The 16,866-nt window shown below is 41.2% G+C and carries 10 protein-coding genes; 3 read left to right on the plus strand and 7 right to left on the minus strand.

The genetic code is table 11. From position 1 onward, the window contains the following. Nucleotides 1-109: 109 nt before the first annotated feature. Nucleotides 110-2,131 (plus strand): DNA primase, encoded by a 2,022-nt coding sequence (dnaG, locus tag ACYVBM_RS06375; RefSeq protein WP_460684797.1) that lies wholly within the window; start codon nt 110-112, stop codon nt 2,129-2,131. A 21-nt stretch (nt 2,132-2,152) separates the two neighbouring features. Here the strand turns inward: dnaG and ACYVBM_RS06380 are convergent, their stop codons facing one another. From ACYVBM_RS06380 to ACYVBM_RS06405, 6 genes are all read right to left on the minus strand, one after another. After that, the gene (locus tag ACYVBM_RS06380; protein ID WP_460684798.1) at nt 2,153-3,532 is read right to left on the minus strand and encodes a protein kinase domain-containing protein; all 1,380 of its coding nucleotides are present in this window, start codon (nt 3,530-3,532) and stop codon (nt 2,153-2,155) included. A gap of 503 nt (nt 3,533-4,035) precedes the next feature. After that, a complete protein-coding gene (locus tag ACYVBM_RS06385) occupies nt 4,036-4,920 on the minus strand; it encodes a hypothetical protein (RefSeq protein ID WP_460684799.1) in 885 nt (294 codons plus the stop codon). A gap of 41 nt (nt 4,921-4,961) precedes the next feature. Continuing rightward, nucleotides 4,962-9,014 carry an FtsW/RodA/SpoVE family cell cycle protein gene (locus ACYVBM_RS06390; protein ID WP_460684800.1) on the minus strand — a complete coding sequence of 1,351 codons (4,053 nt, stop codon included), beginning with the start codon at nt 9,012-9,014 and terminating at the stop codon, nt 4,962-4,964. 7 nt (nt 9,015-9,021) lie between these two features. Continuing rightward, nucleotides 9,022-10,113, minus strand: a complete 1,092-nt coding sequence (locus tag ACYVBM_RS06395) for a PP2C family protein-serine/threonine phosphatase (protein WP_460684801.1) — start codon at nt 10,111-10,113, stop codon at nt 9,022-9,024. Between the two features lie 145 nt (nt 10,114-10,258). After that, nucleotides 10,259-11,206 (minus strand): hypothetical protein, encoded by a 948-nt coding sequence (locus ACYVBM_RS06400; protein ID WP_460684802.1) that lies wholly within the window; start codon nt 11,204-11,206, stop codon nt 10,259-10,261. A gap of 327 nt (nt 11,207-11,533) precedes the next feature. After that, nucleotides 11,534-13,084: a serine/threonine protein kinase gene (locus ACYVBM_RS06405; protein ID WP_460684803.1), complete on the minus strand. Its 1,551-nt coding sequence runs from the start codon at nt 13,082-13,084 to the stop codon at nt 11,534-11,536. A gap of 176 nt (nt 13,085-13,260) precedes the next feature. Here ACYVBM_RS06405 and ACYVBM_RS06410 point away from each other — a divergent pair, with 176 nt between their 5' ends. Together ACYVBM_RS06410 and ACYVBM_RS06415 are read left to right on the plus strand one after the other, a co-directional pair. Then, entirely contained in the window at nt 13,261-14,142 is an 882-nt protein-coding gene (locus ACYVBM_RS06410; protein ID WP_460684804.1) for a fructosamine kinase family protein, read from the plus strand. A 156-nt stretch (nt 14,143-14,298) separates the two neighbouring features. Then, on the plus strand, nt 14,299-14,709 hold the full coding sequence (locus ACYVBM_RS06415; RefSeq protein ID WP_460684805.1) for a PH domain-containing protein: 411 nt from the start codon (nt 14,299-14,301) through the stop codon (nt 14,707-14,709). 5 nt (nt 14,710-14,714) lie between these two features. Here ACYVBM_RS06415 and ACYVBM_RS06420 read toward each other — a convergent pair whose 3' ends face one another. Next, nucleotides 14,715-16,487, minus strand: a complete 1,773-nt coding sequence (locus ACYVBM_RS06420; protein WP_460684806.1) for an ATP-binding protein — start codon at nt 16,485-16,487, stop codon at nt 14,715-14,717. Nucleotides 16,488-16,866: the final 379 nt, after the last annotated feature.

Below are 16,866 nucleotides of genomic sequence, written 5' to 3' on the forward strand. Positions count from 1 at the left end.
CCAAAGATAACCTCATAATACACCGTGCGTTACTCCCATCCTCAAAAATGTTATGCATCCGTACCTACAACCTGCTGAAGCTGATTCAATAATTCCTTAATTTCGGTGCGTGATCTCGCAGCAAACCATACAGGAAATTCTTTCCCGCATCGACATTATTGATGTGATCGGTGAGTTTGTAAAGCTGAAAAAACGGGGCGCCAATTACCTGGGCAACTGCCCCTTTCATAACGAAAAAACACCGTCATTTACAGTTTCTCCATCCAAGGAAATTTACAAATGCTTTGGCTGCGGCAAAAGCGGTAATACCATCAGCTTCGTGATGGAGCATGAAAAATACAGCTACGTAGAAGCGCTGAAATGGCTGGCCCATAAATATGGGATTGAAGTAGAAGAGACCTTTGTAAGCCAGGAACAGAAAGAACAATTCCAGACGGCGGACAGTCTGTATATCATTAACAGCTTTGCAGAAAAATTCTTTACCGACCAGCTCTTTAAAACAGAGGAAGGCCGTGATATTGGCCTGAGCTATTTTAAGGAGAGAGGATTTAGAGAGGCGATCATTGAAAAGTTCAAACTGGGGTATTCGCCTGAGGCACGTACCGCTTTTACTGATGAAGCCGTTAAAAATCAGTATAACAAAGAGCTGCTTTTAAAGACCGGCCTGATCGCAGAACGTAATGGCAGTCTGCAGGATAATTATCGCGGACGCGTTATTTTTCCTATTCACAATAATAGTGGCAAGGTGATTGGGTTTGGAGCCAGGATTTTAAAAGCTAATGATCGTGCTCCCAAATACATTAATACTCCTGAAAACGAAATTTATATAAAAAGCAGGATCCTATATGGATCCTACTTTGCGCGTACTGCTATTGATAAAGCTAATGAATGTTTGCTGGTAGAAGGCTATACTGATGTTGTTTCGCTGCACCAGGCCGGTATAGAAAACGTGGTAGCTTCCGGCGGAACCTCTTTAACAGTTGACCAGCTAAGGCTCATAAAAAAGTACACGAATAACCTGACCATTATTTATGATGGTGATGGCGCTGGTATAAAAGCGGCATTGCGCGGGCTTGACCTGGCACTGGAAGAGGGACTGAACGTAAAACTGGTATTGATACCAGATAATGAAGATCCTGACAGCTATGTTAACAAAGTCGGCGCTTCGGCTTTTACAGCATTTGTACAGGAACATAAAAAGGATTTCATCCTTTTCCAGCTGGAACTGTCGTTGAAGGATGCCGGCAGCGACCCCGTAAAAAAATCAGAGCTGGTTAATAAAATTGCTGAATCCATCTCACGTATTAATAAAGCGGAAGACTTTACGAAGCAGCAGGACTACATTAAACAATCATCCCAGATCTTAGGTATTGACGAAGCCGGCCTGCACGCACTGGTTAATAAATACATACGCGACCGCATCACCATCCAGGAAAAAAAAGCTATTGCCAGCGGCCCGGATAAAGCAGCAGTTGCTGAAGCAGCAGCATCCAACTTTGACGATGCTACTTTTGATATGTTGTTTAAGGATCAGCTGCAGGAACGTGAACTGGCAAGGATCTTACTGGAGTATGGTAACAGGCAATGGGATGACAAAACCCTGGTGGCGGATTATATTTTAAATGAGATTGATGAGCTGGATATTGAAGATAAAGAGGTAGCCAGCCTTATACATGCTATAAAAGAACTCCTGCAGAGCCGGCCCGAACACTTCAGTGAAAAGTACTTTGTTTATAATGAAAATAAAGCGTTGAGCACATTTGCTATTTCACTCCTCAATCATCCTTACGAGGAAAGCAGGAACTGGGCAAAAAAAGACCAGAACGAAGGCTACCAGCATACCTTGTTCCGGCAGGATTTTCAGAAATTTATCAGGACAGTTGCCGATGGCAATGAAAATGAGCTCCAGAGTTTTAAGCTAAGTGCTGAAGACCGCACCAAAGATATTGTTATATCTGCTATACACTATCTGAAATTAAAGAAAATAAAGCGCATGTTGCTTCAAAACCAACAGGATATGGAGCTGGATAAAAGATACGAGAAGTTTCCCGAACTGCATTTCATACATAAATCCTTAAAAGATATGGAACGTGAAATAACAGATCAGTTAGGAACAGTAATATTGCAGTAACCTGCTTTTCTTGCGGAAACGTTATTCATGAAAAATGATCTTGGTATTGCCTATCCAGAAATAATCCCCGTCTTTCAGGTTTACTTTTATATACTGGCCCAGGCGTTGCGTGTTTTTATCGGTGTTATAAAAAGTGCCGTTCTTACTGGAGCCGGTATCGCCTAACTGATACACATAACGCCCGTTTTCGGTTTGTTTCCGCGTAATCTGGCAATGGTTTTTGGAGATAAATTTGTCAGCCGTTCTTATTGCAAAATCGGCTAAAGGAGCGCCGGGCATATCGTGCCAACGGCCAATAGTCGTTATTTCTTTATTAACAAAGAAATGTTGTGTGGTAGTGAGAAAATTAGGTACTACTTCAATATAAGCTCCCGAAGTAATGTTGGAATTACCTGATACCGGGTCTATATCTATTACCTGCTGCTCCTGCAATACAGGAATGGCGATCTTTCCTTCAATGCCTTCATAATAAAAGCTGCTTAGCTCCCGCCCGGTCTTAAACCGCTTCGCCGGGTCTTTTTCGAGGCATTTTTTTACCATCAGCTCCAGCCATGCGGGAATATCGCACTCTATATTTTCAGGGTTCGTATCATCAGCAGGCTTCCTGGCTTTTATGGCTTCCACCCTCTTATCACACATATCAGGTATAGACGCCGTCTTGTGCTTTTCTTCTAACTGTATCATTTCGCCCGTAGTCTTGTAATCCTTCACAGGGAATGGTACAGAGCCTGTAAGCAGCTCGTAAATAACAATGCCCAGGCTGTAAATATCGGAGGGCGCATCTACCATCGCACCGTTCCATTTTTCGGGCGATTTATACTCTGCCATCCCCTCTTCCTTTTTACTGTGGCGAACCGTATCGGGATCGGAAAAAGACAAGCCAAAGTCTATCAGTACATAACGATAGCTGCCATCTTCCTTTTTTGCTCGGATAATATTTTTGGGATTGATGTCGTTATGGATTACTCCATTTCTTTTCAACAATGCAGAATCTGTATGCCGGGCAACGGCATCCGGAATATAATAATGATGACAATAGTTCAGGGCACCTGCGATCTGCTCAATAAGATCCAGCGTATCCTCTATTGAAAAATACTTATCTCTTCTTAAGATAGTTTCCAGGGTTTCTCCATCAACAAATTCCATTTCCAGAGACGGTTTATGATCAAGAATATGTTCCTCATAAACCTTTACAATATTGGGATGATCAAGTTGCTTGAGCATGTCCACCTCTTCCTTAAAGTCACGGTACTCTTTATCATGCTCATTGTCGAGGGTAAGATCCAGCTGTTTTAAGGCAACAATATTTCCATCCGCTTTCCGGCGTGCTTTAAAAACAGCAGAAAAGCCGCCATGTCCCAGGACTTTTAAAATATCGTATGTTGATGCTAATTCTTTCATAATATTTATGCCATGATCGTTGTATGTAAACTGGCATTATTGAATGACAAATATTTTTTCCACGCTTTTTGTTTGCCAAAAAGGTATTAATGACAAGTTACACAATCAATTAATGACCATATATATAATTCATATTCTATCCACCTTTTTCTTGATAAAAAGGTGGAGCAATCCCGAAAGCTTTCGGGACAAGGCTGTGAAAAAATCGGCTAAAAATAATCTTGTAAACCTAAACCCGCCAAACTCGCTCCGTAGATTCTAATAATCACTTAGACTCCGCGGGCTCAGACAGTGGCGGCTTCTTAACGGCCTACAAGATTATTTCCTTAACGCCATTTTTTCAAGGCCATCTCAAAACGCTGAAAACAGGATCAGCGTCAACAAACCAGCCTGCGACAGACATGTGTTTACTGATGATTTGTCAAGTATGCTTTTATGAGATTCCATAACCTGTCATTTCAAAGAACTTTATTCTTAATAAACTTATCCGTACACTTTTATTCTCAACTCACCACGTAAAACTCCAGCACAACCTTATCATTAAAACAAATGGCATCCCCGTTTCTTAAAACATGAGGAACCGCCGGCTGTGTAAGACTGATGCCGGTAAAATCGCCCAGGCCGGTATTATATATTTTTATTTTATGGGCCGGATTGTTCAAAAACTTTGAACGGTATATCTTATACGCGGCTGTTTCCTTATCAAAAACTATATAGGCGTGAGACCGGCTTACATAATTATTGATCTGGTACAGCGCTTCATTCTTTTCTTCAATGCCCACAAAAGCGATATCATTATGTATTTTAGGACCGTGGTCAATTTTAGGGTCTTTACACCGGCCTATAAAATAAGGTTTTCCGGTAGGCTCCAGGATATATTCGGATTCCCAGGTAATGCCTTCCGTTGCAATAAGCCTGGCCCTTATTTTTCGTGATATTTCGGTGGGTGTCAATACTTCCACTCCTATACCATCAGTTATTTTCGTTACCTTATCAGTCAGCTCCGACTGATGGAGCACTTCAACCCTCAAATCATCTTTATAACGTACACCTTTTGATTTTAATGTACGCTTAATCTGTTTTACAAAATCGATATCTTTCATTAAAGCCTGCAAGCCTACATTCTCCACGGCGCTATCTGCAAACCGCGAATGAAAAGTTAAACCAGATACCACAGTATTACCATAGCCCAGCATCTTTATAGCCCGGGTAATGGCGCCAATAGTTATTTCTTTTAGTTCCTCGATATTATCCGGGGCCGCTTGCTTCAAAGGAGCTGATCCCGTGGTATAACCGGTCACAGCATTCTGCTCCTTTTTCAAATCTGGTGATTCATCCGCATTCAGCTTATCCGATAATTGTTGTATTTTTCGTTTTAACCAGTTCATTTTTTAATGCATAGTTGATGGTTAATAGTTCGTTGTCAAAGTTAAAAATATCCTGTGGCCTTCAGCTCCTTGAGCATTTCTATAGCCAATTGCTTGGCCGATTCCGAATTACCGATCTCTTCAATTCTTATTGTAAAAGCAACAGGTGCGCTTATTTTGGGCGATTGCACATAAAAAGTGTACCAGGCATCTGTAACACGTTTGCGAACGGTTTTTCCATTTTTTCTGATAAGTTTATCCCGTTCGGGGCTGCCCGTTTTACCAAATACTTCCAAACCCGTTGCAACACTTACTTTCGCCGATTGCTCTTTCATGTAACCTGCCATAATACCCGAAGCCCCAACATGTCCCGAAATAGCTATTGCCGGTTCTTTGCGCAATGGTTGATTCCAGGCTTTATATAAAAATCTTGAAGGCTGTAAAGAATCTTTATTAGCAATAGCGCCGCTCATTTTAGCCAGGTGCAATGGAGTGGCCATTAATTCTCCCTGCCCCCAGGCTATATTGGAATAATTAGAATTAAATCTTTTTCTTGTATTGACCAGGTTCTTGTTTTTTGTATTATAAATGCCTTTACCCTTCTGAGCAAATGCGGCCCATTCCTTAAAATATTTTTCACTGTTATAATCAGCAGGTCGTTTAAAATTGAAACCGCCCCTGTTGATGAGATTCATACCCAGCTTATCATACATGTTAAACACCGACGATTGCAGGTTCTTTTCATTAAGCAGCTTGATAAAATAAACATTACTGGAACGTACAATAGCTTTGTGCATATCCACGGTTTCGCCGGAAGGCTCATCTGCACGTATCGCTTCTGCAGGATGAACAAAAAAGCTGAACCTTGTGGCCTGTAACCCGTACTGATTGATTGCAGCATACGCATCAATAATTTTAACGGTAGAACCGGGACGCGAAGTATAGGTAATGCCCAGATCCTGCGGCACTACTATCTTATCATTGAATATCTGCTTATAAATATTGCGATAATCTTCCGGCTCGATATTGCTGATCAGCTTCAGATCTTTATAGGAAGGTGAAGGATTGGATGCTGAAGCCAGCACATCTCCTGTTTGAGCATTAACAGCTACCACCGAAGTGCGGAAATTTTTATACGGAGCCCGGCTCTGGATAAGGGCATTGATCTTTTCGTTCAATACGATATCCAGCGAAAGCCATATATCTTTTTGCTTACTGTTTTGCTGATTTATAAGATCGCTGTTCCTGCCGGCTTTTATAAACGGGGCGAGCGCGCTGTAATCGTAAAGCGCCAGCTCGTTATCTTTTGTAGTTTCCGGTAAAAATTTATTTTCTTTGTAGCGGTCGGTAGTTTTTTCAGTAGTAGTATAGCTAACATCAAAACCACGTAACGATGTAAAGTGCCTGAACTCGGCAGCATAGCCCGCGCTCTCTTCCCTCGCGATCTCTTTATTGTAATCGCCCAGCCAGAACAGCAGGTCGGAGCCGAAAGGATAATAACGGACCTGATCACGTGAAAGCTGCTCGTTATATAACGCCACATTAGCGCCATAGCCGGTCAGCTTGCCTTTATTTTTTTGAAAGCCGGCTTTATCAGAAGTCGCTAACAGGATGCCGTTCTTATCATAAATATTCCCCGCTTTGATCTCTTTAAGCAATAGCCCGATACGCGGATTGTAACTGTACTGCCATTCGCCCCGTTTATTCAGCACCAGCGCAGGTTTGGTAATATATTCATTGCTTTTGACCTGGTACCAGATAAGACTTCCGGTAAATATTAAAACAACAGTGAAAAACGTGAGAATGGCATACGTGTTCACGTTGTCAAAATTCTTTTTTACGTATTCCATTTCAAGTGCATCGCCCTTTTCGTTGGACATCACCAACACCAAAAGAAAAGCAGCGAGCGTAACAATGATCCCCGCATTGCCTTTACTTAAAAAAGGAACGGATATGCCTGTAAGCGGCAACAGGCCTAAAGTACCGGCTGTTATCAGCATCAGCTGGAGCATAGTGGCGATAGCTATCCCTGACATCAGGTAAAACATAAAAGGCTTGCCTGTACGCCTTGCAGCTAATATACACCTGTACACCAATAACCCGAAAGCAAAGAAGAGAGTAATTAAAGTCAGAAAGCCCAGCTCCTCGCCGATCGTTTCGAGTATCATATCCGTATGATGCGCAGGCATCACGTCTGCAAAACCTTTGCCTAAACCCTGCCCGGTAAATCCTCCGGAATTTAACGACCATACCCCGTGCGCTACCTGGTCGCCGCCAACGAGCTTATTTTCCCAGATGTCAGCAAACATGCCGTTCCTGTCTGCAAGGCGCTGGGTAAAGCTGAAAGGCAGTGCTGCCAACAATATAAATGAAGAAATGATCAGCGTAATAAAGAACACCGACTCCTGCTTCTTTTTAAAGAAAGCATACAGGAAAGTGCCGGTGCAGGCTGCAACTGCCAGCCAGGGCAGGTAATTACTTTCGGCACCATTGATGAACTTAGCCGTTAAGAAGATCAGCAGGCCATACACCGCTGCTGCTACGATCATTTCAAAAAACTCATCTTTGGCAAACGAATAGAAAAACAGGAAAGTCAAACAAAGTACCACAGCCGGACCCAGGTCGCCAAGCAAGGCATATACAGTCAGCAAAAAAATAAACAAAGCAAACATCTGAAGGTTTTTCTTTGTCAGCCACCGGTTGTCGGGAATGTTCCTGAAGTATCCCGCATTAACAGTAAAATAAACAGCGAAAAATACCACCATCAGGTATTTAGACAATTCACTTACCTGGAAACCAAACAGGTTCACTTTTACACCACTGCCTTCCGGGCCGGTACCAAAAAGCGCCAGCAATAACATTAAGGCAATAGAAGCCAGCAGCCAGGTATAGCCCCGGGGTGCTTTTAGGTGTCCTCCGGCAGCCTGTAAATAATGGACCGGATCAAACCATTTTGAATGATAAAACCGGTTAACGGGGTTTTGCTGAAACACAAAGATGAGCACCGAAAATAACAGCAATATAGCGGCCGCATATTTTGCCATACCGGTCCCATATACTTCATCGCGCAATGGGTCTTGCACACTGTATAAAACCATTACACCTATACCCAGAATAAACATAATAAGGGGAAGTATGAACTGGTCGCTCCGGTAATTTTTCAGATACAAGGCAATATGTAATGCCCAAAATGCCAGCACCAATACAATCACAGAGGTGAAGAACTCTTTTTTAAATTCTTCCGGCGTTCTAACTGTAAAAATCTTATCGTTCTTAATTTGCCGATACTCTATCCTGTCTAATAACCTTAACTGATGTGGCTGACCTGTAAAATCATAAGTACGGCTTTTGCCTATTTCAGCGGTTCCCTTTGAAGGGCCGAATTCGTAGCCAGGTTTGATAGGCAGTACACTGTAATTGCCTGCAGGGTCAAGATCCTTAAACTGATAATCACCATCTTCATCAGTTCTTGCAAAAAACTCTGTTTGAACAGTATTGTTATCGCCAGGCAATGTATCAAAATAAGCATCAGGAAAAATACGCGTTAGTTTTATTAATATACCCTTTTTATCAGCCGGGCCTTCACCTTCTGTCTTTAAACTGACTGATCCGCTCAAATCCACACCCGATGACAATTCACCTACTTTCACTTCTGGAGGATATGCCTGCGGATTTCTTTTTTCCCGGGCATACAGGGCCGAGTCTAAACCGATATGTGCCAGCGAATTAATGAACCTGAGCTTGCCGGACTCACTTCCGGTTTCCAGGAAATCAGTTGCCTTAAGGAGTAAAGGTTTTTTGTTTAAAGCGCCAAGATTAGGGAGTTTCTTTTCCTGGTCTACTTTTACTTTAAGGTTGTTGGCAATAAAGCTGATATAGTCTTGATCCGTAAAATATCCACCCTTTTTGAAAGCATTTTTTACAATACCTGCATTTAGCGGTGCAGACAGGTTAATCATATTCCCATTGGCATATCCTTCACCGGCTTTGGTAAGCGCTTCTTTAATATTAAAGTAAAAGGAAAATACCATTACTGCTATGATCACAGTAACAAATGCCAGTAGCAGCCTTTCAGTATTGCGTGCGTATAATTCTATTTTTTGCTTTTTCTTCATTCCTGTATTAATATCCCGCATTGCTCCGGTTACGCGTGCTGTCGTTAAAAATAGTATCAGTAGCCTGTATTAATGTATCCCTGTTAAACAGGCTGTCTGGCACAACAATGGTATCTCTTATATAAACGGTATCAACGTTTGCGTTTTTTGGCAGGAAGATTTTTTTTGTTCCCGCCCAGTTTGCGAGGTACCCCGCCAGGAACACTACCGGGAGTAACCACAACCACTGTTTTTTTTTACGTGCTGGCTTATTGTCCATTATTGTTAATAATTCTTCTTCGTTGTTAACAGGAACCTCAATCGTATTTTTATACGTTTTTCTTTTGCCGGCAACTTTTGCATGATAAGTAGCCAGCGCCACCGTTATATTGTCTTTGCCGCCTAACTCATTGGCCTTATCAATTAAGGCCTGTGCCTTTGCGCTCAGCGGTATATCGTTTGAAAGCACGGCAGCAATACCTGTCCTGTTTACCAGATCTGTTAACCCGTCACTGCAGAACAAAACTATGTCGCCGGGTAAAAAACTATGCTCAAAAAAATCGAAATAATTATCACTGTCATTCGCATCTATGATATATTCCCCCAGCATTTTGCTGATCTCGTTCCTGTTGGGATGCTGCATGGCTTCTTCTTCTGTCAGGTAGCCGCTGTCTTCCTTAAACCCGACAGCAGAATGATCTTTAGTAAATTTGATCAGTTCCCCGTTCCTGTAAATATATCCCCGGCTATCTCCAACATGACCCACATACAGCAGCTCTTTTTCTGCATCCAATATACCCACAGAAGCCACACAACTCATTCTTTCAAAACCCGCCTCAGACCGCCTGGTATGAATGGTATTGTTAGCCTGTATCATGGCTTCTTTCAGCAATTGCAAAGGTGCACCGAAACTAAAATTCTGCAGATAATTTTCAATGGTGCTTTTTGCAATAGCCGCGGCTTGTTCACCTCCTTCATAACCTCCAACCCCGTCAATGGCGCCTATCAAAGCCATACCGGGTTTAGCCCACAGGTTGGAGAGCCATACATAATTATCCTCATTGTTATCGCGCCTGCGGCCAATATCCGTTTGCACATGAGAAACTATATTCCTGCTCATTTCTTAGTTTTTGTTTGCAGATAAAAGACCAATAATATAAATGCTATGAAAAGTGCTTGAATCATTTTTTAAGTTCATGGTTGATGGTTCATCGTTCTTCATTGATAGTAATAGCTATGAACTATTATCTGTAAGCCATGACCCGTTATACTTCTGCTTTAAAATCCAGTTGAAAAATGCCACATACAATAGTTGATTCGCTTTTCAGCGGATGCCATACGGGCGCTTCGCCCATCCTGCTGAGCTCCAGCTTCTGCTCGTTTACAAAAGCATCAGCAAATAAGGCGACATAGAACAACCGGGCGCTTTCCTCATATTTTATCATTACATGCTCCTTTTGAAGGCTGCCGGTTGGTTCATTAATACAAAGCAAGGTAGCTGTGCTGGTAAGGCCTTCTACAGCCCGGGTGATCTTCAGTTGTTTTTCGCGCATAGGGAAGCTGTAACGCTGCTTGTTCACTACAAACTGAATAGTTGCCAGCTTATCTTTTTTTGGAGTTACTGATGTATTGGCAGCTGCCGTCCGGGAAGCCTCTGCCCCACCGGCAAAAAGATCTTTATTGAACCTGACCCGGAAATGTCCTTTAGATAAGATATCAATATTGGCAAAAGTATTGGGATTCAGATCATACTTTGAATACCTGGAGTGCTTACTGCTCACCGAAACCTTAATTTGCTCGCCCGATAATTCTATCCATGATTTTTCAGAGGTGGGTGCGCTTATAACCTGTACAGAACCTGGTTCTATCTCCGAATTATCGATGCCCCTTTCTGCCGGGCAATATTGAAAGTCCCAGAAGCTGCCTATAGGATCATACCGGGGGTACTGGCTCTTTTTTTCGTTGATATAATCGTAAAATTCATCAAGGATGCCTTCTGTAATGCCCGCCAGGCGCAACTCTGCATGGTGATAATCGTCGGGACGCATCAGTATAAGATAACTGCAATCGTACATCATGCGCCTGTTGAAAGACTCCCTTTCAACGGTTTCTTTAAACGATGCCACTACCTGGTTGACCAATGCCTGGTTGGTGAGTTTTTTATCCTCATCCTCTTCATCAGCCAAAAGCCATTTTTTTATTTTACTCAACATCTTCAATAATTTTTATTTTAGAAAGATGACAGACATTAGACGATAGATTATAGACATAATGTCTAAATACTAACTGGGCACAAACATTTTCGCAGTAAAACCTCACCCCCCGCGAGGCTGTCTCAAAAGGTATGTCAGCCTGAGCTTGTCGAAGGCTAACGATTTGGGTGTCAATATTTCGTCAAGCTCAATATGATAACCAAATTGACTTTTGATACAGCCACAAGAAAACTGCGAAAAAGTTTTATACGTCCATCCTAACATCTAATATTTATTGATTTAAACCACTTATCAACTTTTAAACCTTTCAACTTTCCAACTCCCTCCTTACAACTTCTCTATCCTCCTTTCCACGATGCGCTCTATCTTATTGTTACCGTCTATAACCATCGACACGTCTATCTTATACGGTATCCAGGGATCTTCTTCTTTTTGTTTAATATAATACAACATCGTAAAATCTACATACACTGTTCGATCATTAAGGGATGACGGATGTGTAAACACGTACGAATTGTCCTTTATATCCGCGTCTATAAACTTCCACCTGCTATGATAATCAGCACATTCTTTCTGAATGCTGCTTAAAGATACATCGGACTTACTATAGTATTGCTTGACAACACTGCCAAAAAATCTTGAAAGATTAGCACAATTACTACGGCTGCGATAATAGTCATTGATTAAGTTCTTTATTTTGCTTTCTTTTTTTGATAGATCTGCATCAATAACCACCTGGTCAATGCTGCCGTTGCCGCCGTCAGTGGTAACAGTATCAGGATCCGGCACCATAGTATCTTCCTTAATTTCCGGTTGAGCCATGGGTTGTGTTGTTTTCTTTTTTACCACTTTTGCTGCTGCTGGCTTCGTACTTTTTCCCTCCTGGTTATCAAAATACCGGGCTATCCTGTCTTTATTAAGGACTAAAGCAATAAGCCCCAGTATGATGGCAACAGGCAGCAGGGTAAAAAAAGAAGGACTGCTTTTTCGCCTTTGGTAATGAGGTTCAGGCCGCTGAGATTTTTGTATGGGGGTAGCTCCCGGTTTTTCAGCTTCAGAAAGCGGATGGATCAAAATAGGTTCTGCTGCTATATCCGGCTCCTTATCAATCTTATGCAGGTCTTTTCTTTCCGCCGCATTCTTATGAAAATACCCGGGTAGCATGTAACGCCATGGTTGTGGCAATACCGAAATATCTATATTTTTCCTGACAATATTTTCCTGGATCTCAAAATCGGATATACGAGAACTGTCATAAGGCAGATGACCGGTTATCAGGTGATAAAAGGTTACAGCCAGCGAATAAATATCGGTCTTATAAGTAAGATTCTTTACATCATACACCTGCTCGGGGCTCATATACATTAAGGTGCCCATGCGGGAACCGGTTTGAGTAACCGTAATATTATCCCTGATCTTTGCTACACCAAAATCCAGCAGCTTTATATTTCCATTTTGTGTAACAAAAAGATTAGAAGGTTTTATATCGCGATGAATAATGTGCTTGCCATGCGTATACTGTAGCGCATCTACCATATCGTTCCACCATTGTATCAACTGTTCACTGGTAAATGTTTCACCGCTCTTCATGCGTTTTGAAAGGTCCATTCCTTCGAGGTATTCCATAACCATGCAAGGCCTTCCGTCTATTTCTCCATAATCCAGGATCTTTCTTATATGAGGATGATCGAGCTGAACCATAAGCTGCGCTTCGTTTTGAAAGCGCGAAACAATTTCCGGCTCATCACACCATTTTTTCAGTAAAATTTTAATGGCAGCAGGTTTTTGCAGATCATTTTCTGCATACCAAACCTCGGCCATTCCGCCGTCGCCCAGCTTATATTTTAAAGAATAGCCATGTATGCCTTCATTTTCCATCCTGTTCCACCTTATATAATCATAAATATATTACCTATTTTGCTATTGCTAAGCTATTTTTAATACACATCTGTGCGTATGGTAACCTTTAAAAATAAAAGAACCTTCCGCATATTTTCATAAATAATTACAAAAACCGGTAAACAGCGGGTGGGGTCCGGTAAAAAACGGTAACAATGAACTTAGAAGCTATTTTTAATCAATTGGATATAATAGTTCAACGGGTAGAAAAGGTACATGGCGGCGACATCAATAATGCCTGGTGTATTTATACCGGTGACAAGAGATATTTCCTGAAAACAAACAATGCCAATCGCTTTCCAGGCATGTTTATAATGGAAGCAAACGGCCTGGCGCTACTAAAGCGACATTCTGATTTGGTGATACCACATGTAATAGCACGGGGCATTTGCCAAACAACACAATACCTGATGCTGGAATGGCTGGATAAAGGACCGGCTATTACGGGTGCTCAATATGAGTTTGGAAAAAGTATAGCCCAAATGCACCAGACCACAACAGATTATTTCGGACTGGAAGAGGATAATTATATCGGCAGCCTTCGCCAGGTGAATACCCCCTGCAAAAACTGGACTGATTTTTATGCCCATTACAGGATCTTGCCACTGGTAAAAATACTTGCTGATACCAGAATATTTTCTGCAAAAGACGTAATAGCAGCAGAAAACTTTTGTGCTGCGCTGGATCCGGTTTTTCCGGATGAAAAGCCTGCGCTGCTTCATGGAGATCTATGGAGTGGTAATTACTTCACCACAAAAAACGGGTGTACCGGCATTTTTGACCCGGCTGTTTATTTCGGGCACCGGGAAATGGACATAGGCATGACCCGGCTATTTGGTGGATTTTCGCAGGAGTTTTATGCGGGTTACCAGGATATATACCCGCTGGAAACCGGCTGGGAGCAACGCCTTGCATATTCGCAGCTTTATCCCCTGCTGGTACATGCCGTATTATTTGGCGGGCATTATATCAGCAATGTAAGAGAAATACTACATGGTGCGGATACAGAACAGGCAGGAGAAACTTTTTGGTGTTAGGGATGGATAATTTTCCCGGATAGCAGCTATTGCACACGATGTTGCAATGTTATACTATCTGCAATGGTATCTATTTTTTCCTGTTGAAAAATACTGGATAACCTTATCATTATAACAATTACTTTAATGTAACTTAGAGGTAATATGTAAGCCCCTATGATGATAGTGTATAAAACAAAAGCCAGTCTCATCATCAAACTGTTATTTGCAATAGCCCTGACCGTGGTTCTCATTATTGCCTTAATAGAAAAAAGCCTTGCCTTATTCACAGTAGCTATTGCGCTATCCGCTGTAATTATTTATATATTCAACCATACCTATTATGTTATTTATGAAAACACCCTGAGTATCAAAAGCGGTTTTATTTTTAATGAATCCCTGAAAATTAACAGTATTAAGAAAGTAACCCGCAAAAGAAAGAACCTGCTCAGCGGGCCCGGATTCTCTGTAAACCGGCTTGTTATTGAATATAATGAGCACGATTGTGTGATTATCTCACCCAGCCTTCAAAAGGAGTTCCTGGATCATCTGAAAAGAGTAAATCCTGATATAGATATTATTGGTTAGGTATTTTAAACGGCATGCAGCACGGTCAGCTCTTTATCCCTTACTACCAGTATTATTTCGGTGCCCTCACCAGGCTCTGAATAAATTTGCAGGTTAGCATTGATTTGTTTGGCCCTTGCCTTTAAATTCTTAATGCCGTTCCTGTTGGTAAGCTTTTCAGGGTCAAATCCTTTACCATTATCTTTAATGATAAAACACAGGGTATGCTCATCATAAGTGGCTTTAATAGAAGCCTTGGTACATTCAGCATACTTTACAAGGTTATTTACCGACTCTTTAATAATGAGAAAAATATTCCTGCGGGTTTCCATAGGCAACGGTACTTCTGCAATTGATTCAGGAAAATCAATCTCAAAACTGATATTTTTTGATTCGAATAGAGGGATAGAAAACTCGCTGATGTGCATACTAAGATTACTGAATTTATCATTACTTGGCTTTACCAGCCATATAATATCGTCCAGCGCTTCAAGAGTGTCTTTGGCATTGGCTTCGATTTTTGATAAAAGATCGTGTGAATCGTGCCCGTTTTTCCGGAGCAGTTCACTGAAAATATGAATGCTGCTCAAAGATGAGCCCATATCATCATGGAGGTCGGAGGCAATTTGCGATCTGATCTCCAGCTCCCGTTGAAGAGAACGGTTGCGCTCCAGCAAGCGATTTCTTAAGTAATACAAGACACCCGATATCAGTAGTAATAAGAAAAGAACAAGGCTTCCCGCAACTATAATATTTTTATTTCGATCGTTGGTTTGAAGTAATGCAATCTTATCCTCGTTGTACTTTTTTTCCTGGTTTCTTAGGGTAATATTACTTTTTAAAAAAATACTGTCCGACAGTCTTTTAAAAATATTATTATAAGCATATGCATTTTTCCAGTCTTCTTCCGCTACTGCAATTTTGGTAAGCCCCTCGTACGCATTTTTAACCTCAGCTATTGATCCTATACTTTTAGCGATAAATAAGCTGGTGTCAAAAAATTGCTTAGCCAGTTTATAATCTTTTTTCAGAAAATACGCATCGCCTATATTGTTATAGCTCACTGCCACAAAAAGCTGGTCTTCGAGTTTCGTATTAATAGCAAGAGCCTTTTTGAGCAGGTTCAGGCCTTTATCTACCTGCCCCCGTTTTTTAAAAATATTACCCAGGCTGTTATAGCAAATAGCAATACCCTTTTCATCGCCCCTGCTTATATTATAAGCGAGCGCATTTTGATAATATTTTTTTGCAGAGTCTGTTTTATCCATCCTTTCGAAGCAATCGCCTATATTCTGCAGGTTAATAGCTATACCCCGGCTGTTGCCTGCCTTAATAGCAATTGGAATACATTTTTTAAAATGCCGTATAGCCTCGGCATAGTCTTCTATTGAAAGATAAATATTACCGATGCTGTTCAGTGCAATAGTTATATTATAATCATCTCCTATTCCTTCCGATAAGGTTAAAGATTTATGCAAATATTCGATGGCCGTATTATAATCATCTATCCGGCGGTATGCTACCCCGAGATTATTGCATGCTCTGATCTGCATTTTTACATCGCCCCTTCGTAAAGCCAGGTCGAATGCAATATCATGATAATTAATTGCCTCGTCATACTGCGACATATCTCTCTTGTATACCCCATAAGCATCGTAAACGGCGGCTTCCGCTTTTTTATAGTTCAGCTCTTTAACCAGCCTGAATGCTTCAGAATATAAAATCTGCCGGTTAGGATCCTGGCGCAGGTGTTCTGCAGTGATTAATAGGGAATCGACTTTTTCCCTGCTGTCAGGCATTAATAATACCGGGTATTTTTTTGCTGATTGTGCTAATAACAAAGAATTCGCTGAAAAAAATAATATCATTACAATGGCAATGCATATGACTTTCCTCATTTCTTTGTAACAGGTCATGGTTTAGTTTGGAATTAATGTAGTTTTAAGAAGGCCTGAAAACACCTGTTCAAATATAAATATTTTTTTCAATATCTGATTTTCTATTTTCGGGAATTAAAAAACTTCTTCCCAAATAAAGAATAGTAATTACTGAGTGAAAATACGTATAGTAACCATTAGTAACCATGCTCCTACTGTTCGGAACTTTGATCAAGAAGTAAAACACGAAAATACCTTTACACGTATTTCTAAAGATATAGTTATTATGATAATACGGGCA

It is taken from the genome of Niabella aquatica (genome assembly GCF_054779315.1).

What these genes read in the sequence shown, in the direction of transcription:
- ACYVBM_RS06385 (WP_460684799.1), bottom strand. Translation starts at nt 4,920, where the DNA reads ATGAACTGGTTAAAACGAAAAATACAACAATTATCGGATAAGCTGAAT.
- ACYVBM_RS06420 (WP_460684806.1), bottom strand. Translation starts at nt 16,487, where the DNA reads ATGCCTGACAGCAGGGAAAAAGTCGATTCCCTATTAATCACTGCAGAA.
- ACYVBM_RS06390 (WP_460684800.1), bottom strand. Translation starts at nt 9,014, where the DNA reads ATGAAGAAAAAGCAAAAAATAGAATTATACGCACGCAATACTGAAAGG.
- ACYVBM_RS06405 (WP_460684803.1), bottom strand. Translation starts at nt 13,084, where the DNA reads ATGGAAAATGAAGGCATACATGGCTATTCTTTAAAATATAAGCTGGGC.
- ACYVBM_RS06415 (WP_460684805.1), top strand. Translation starts at nt 14,299, where the DNA reads ATGATGATAGTGTATAAAACAAAAGCCAGTCTCATCATCAAACTGTTA.
- ACYVBM_RS06410 (WP_460684804.1), top strand. Translation starts at nt 13,261, where the DNA reads ATGAACTTAGAAGCTATTTTTAATCAATTGGATATAATAGTTCAACGG.
- ACYVBM_RS06380 (WP_460684798.1), bottom strand. Translation starts at nt 3,532, where the DNA reads ATGAAAGAATTAGCATCAACATACGATATTTTAAAAGTCCTGGGACAT.
- ACYVBM_RS06400 (WP_460684802.1), bottom strand. Translation starts at nt 11,206, where the DNA reads ATGTTGAGTAAAATAAAAAAATGGCTTTTGGCTGATGAAGAGGATGAG.
- ACYVBM_RS06395 (WP_460684801.1), bottom strand. Translation starts at nt 10,113, where the DNA reads ATGAGCAGGAATATAGTTTCTCATGTGCAAACGGATATTGGCCGCAGG.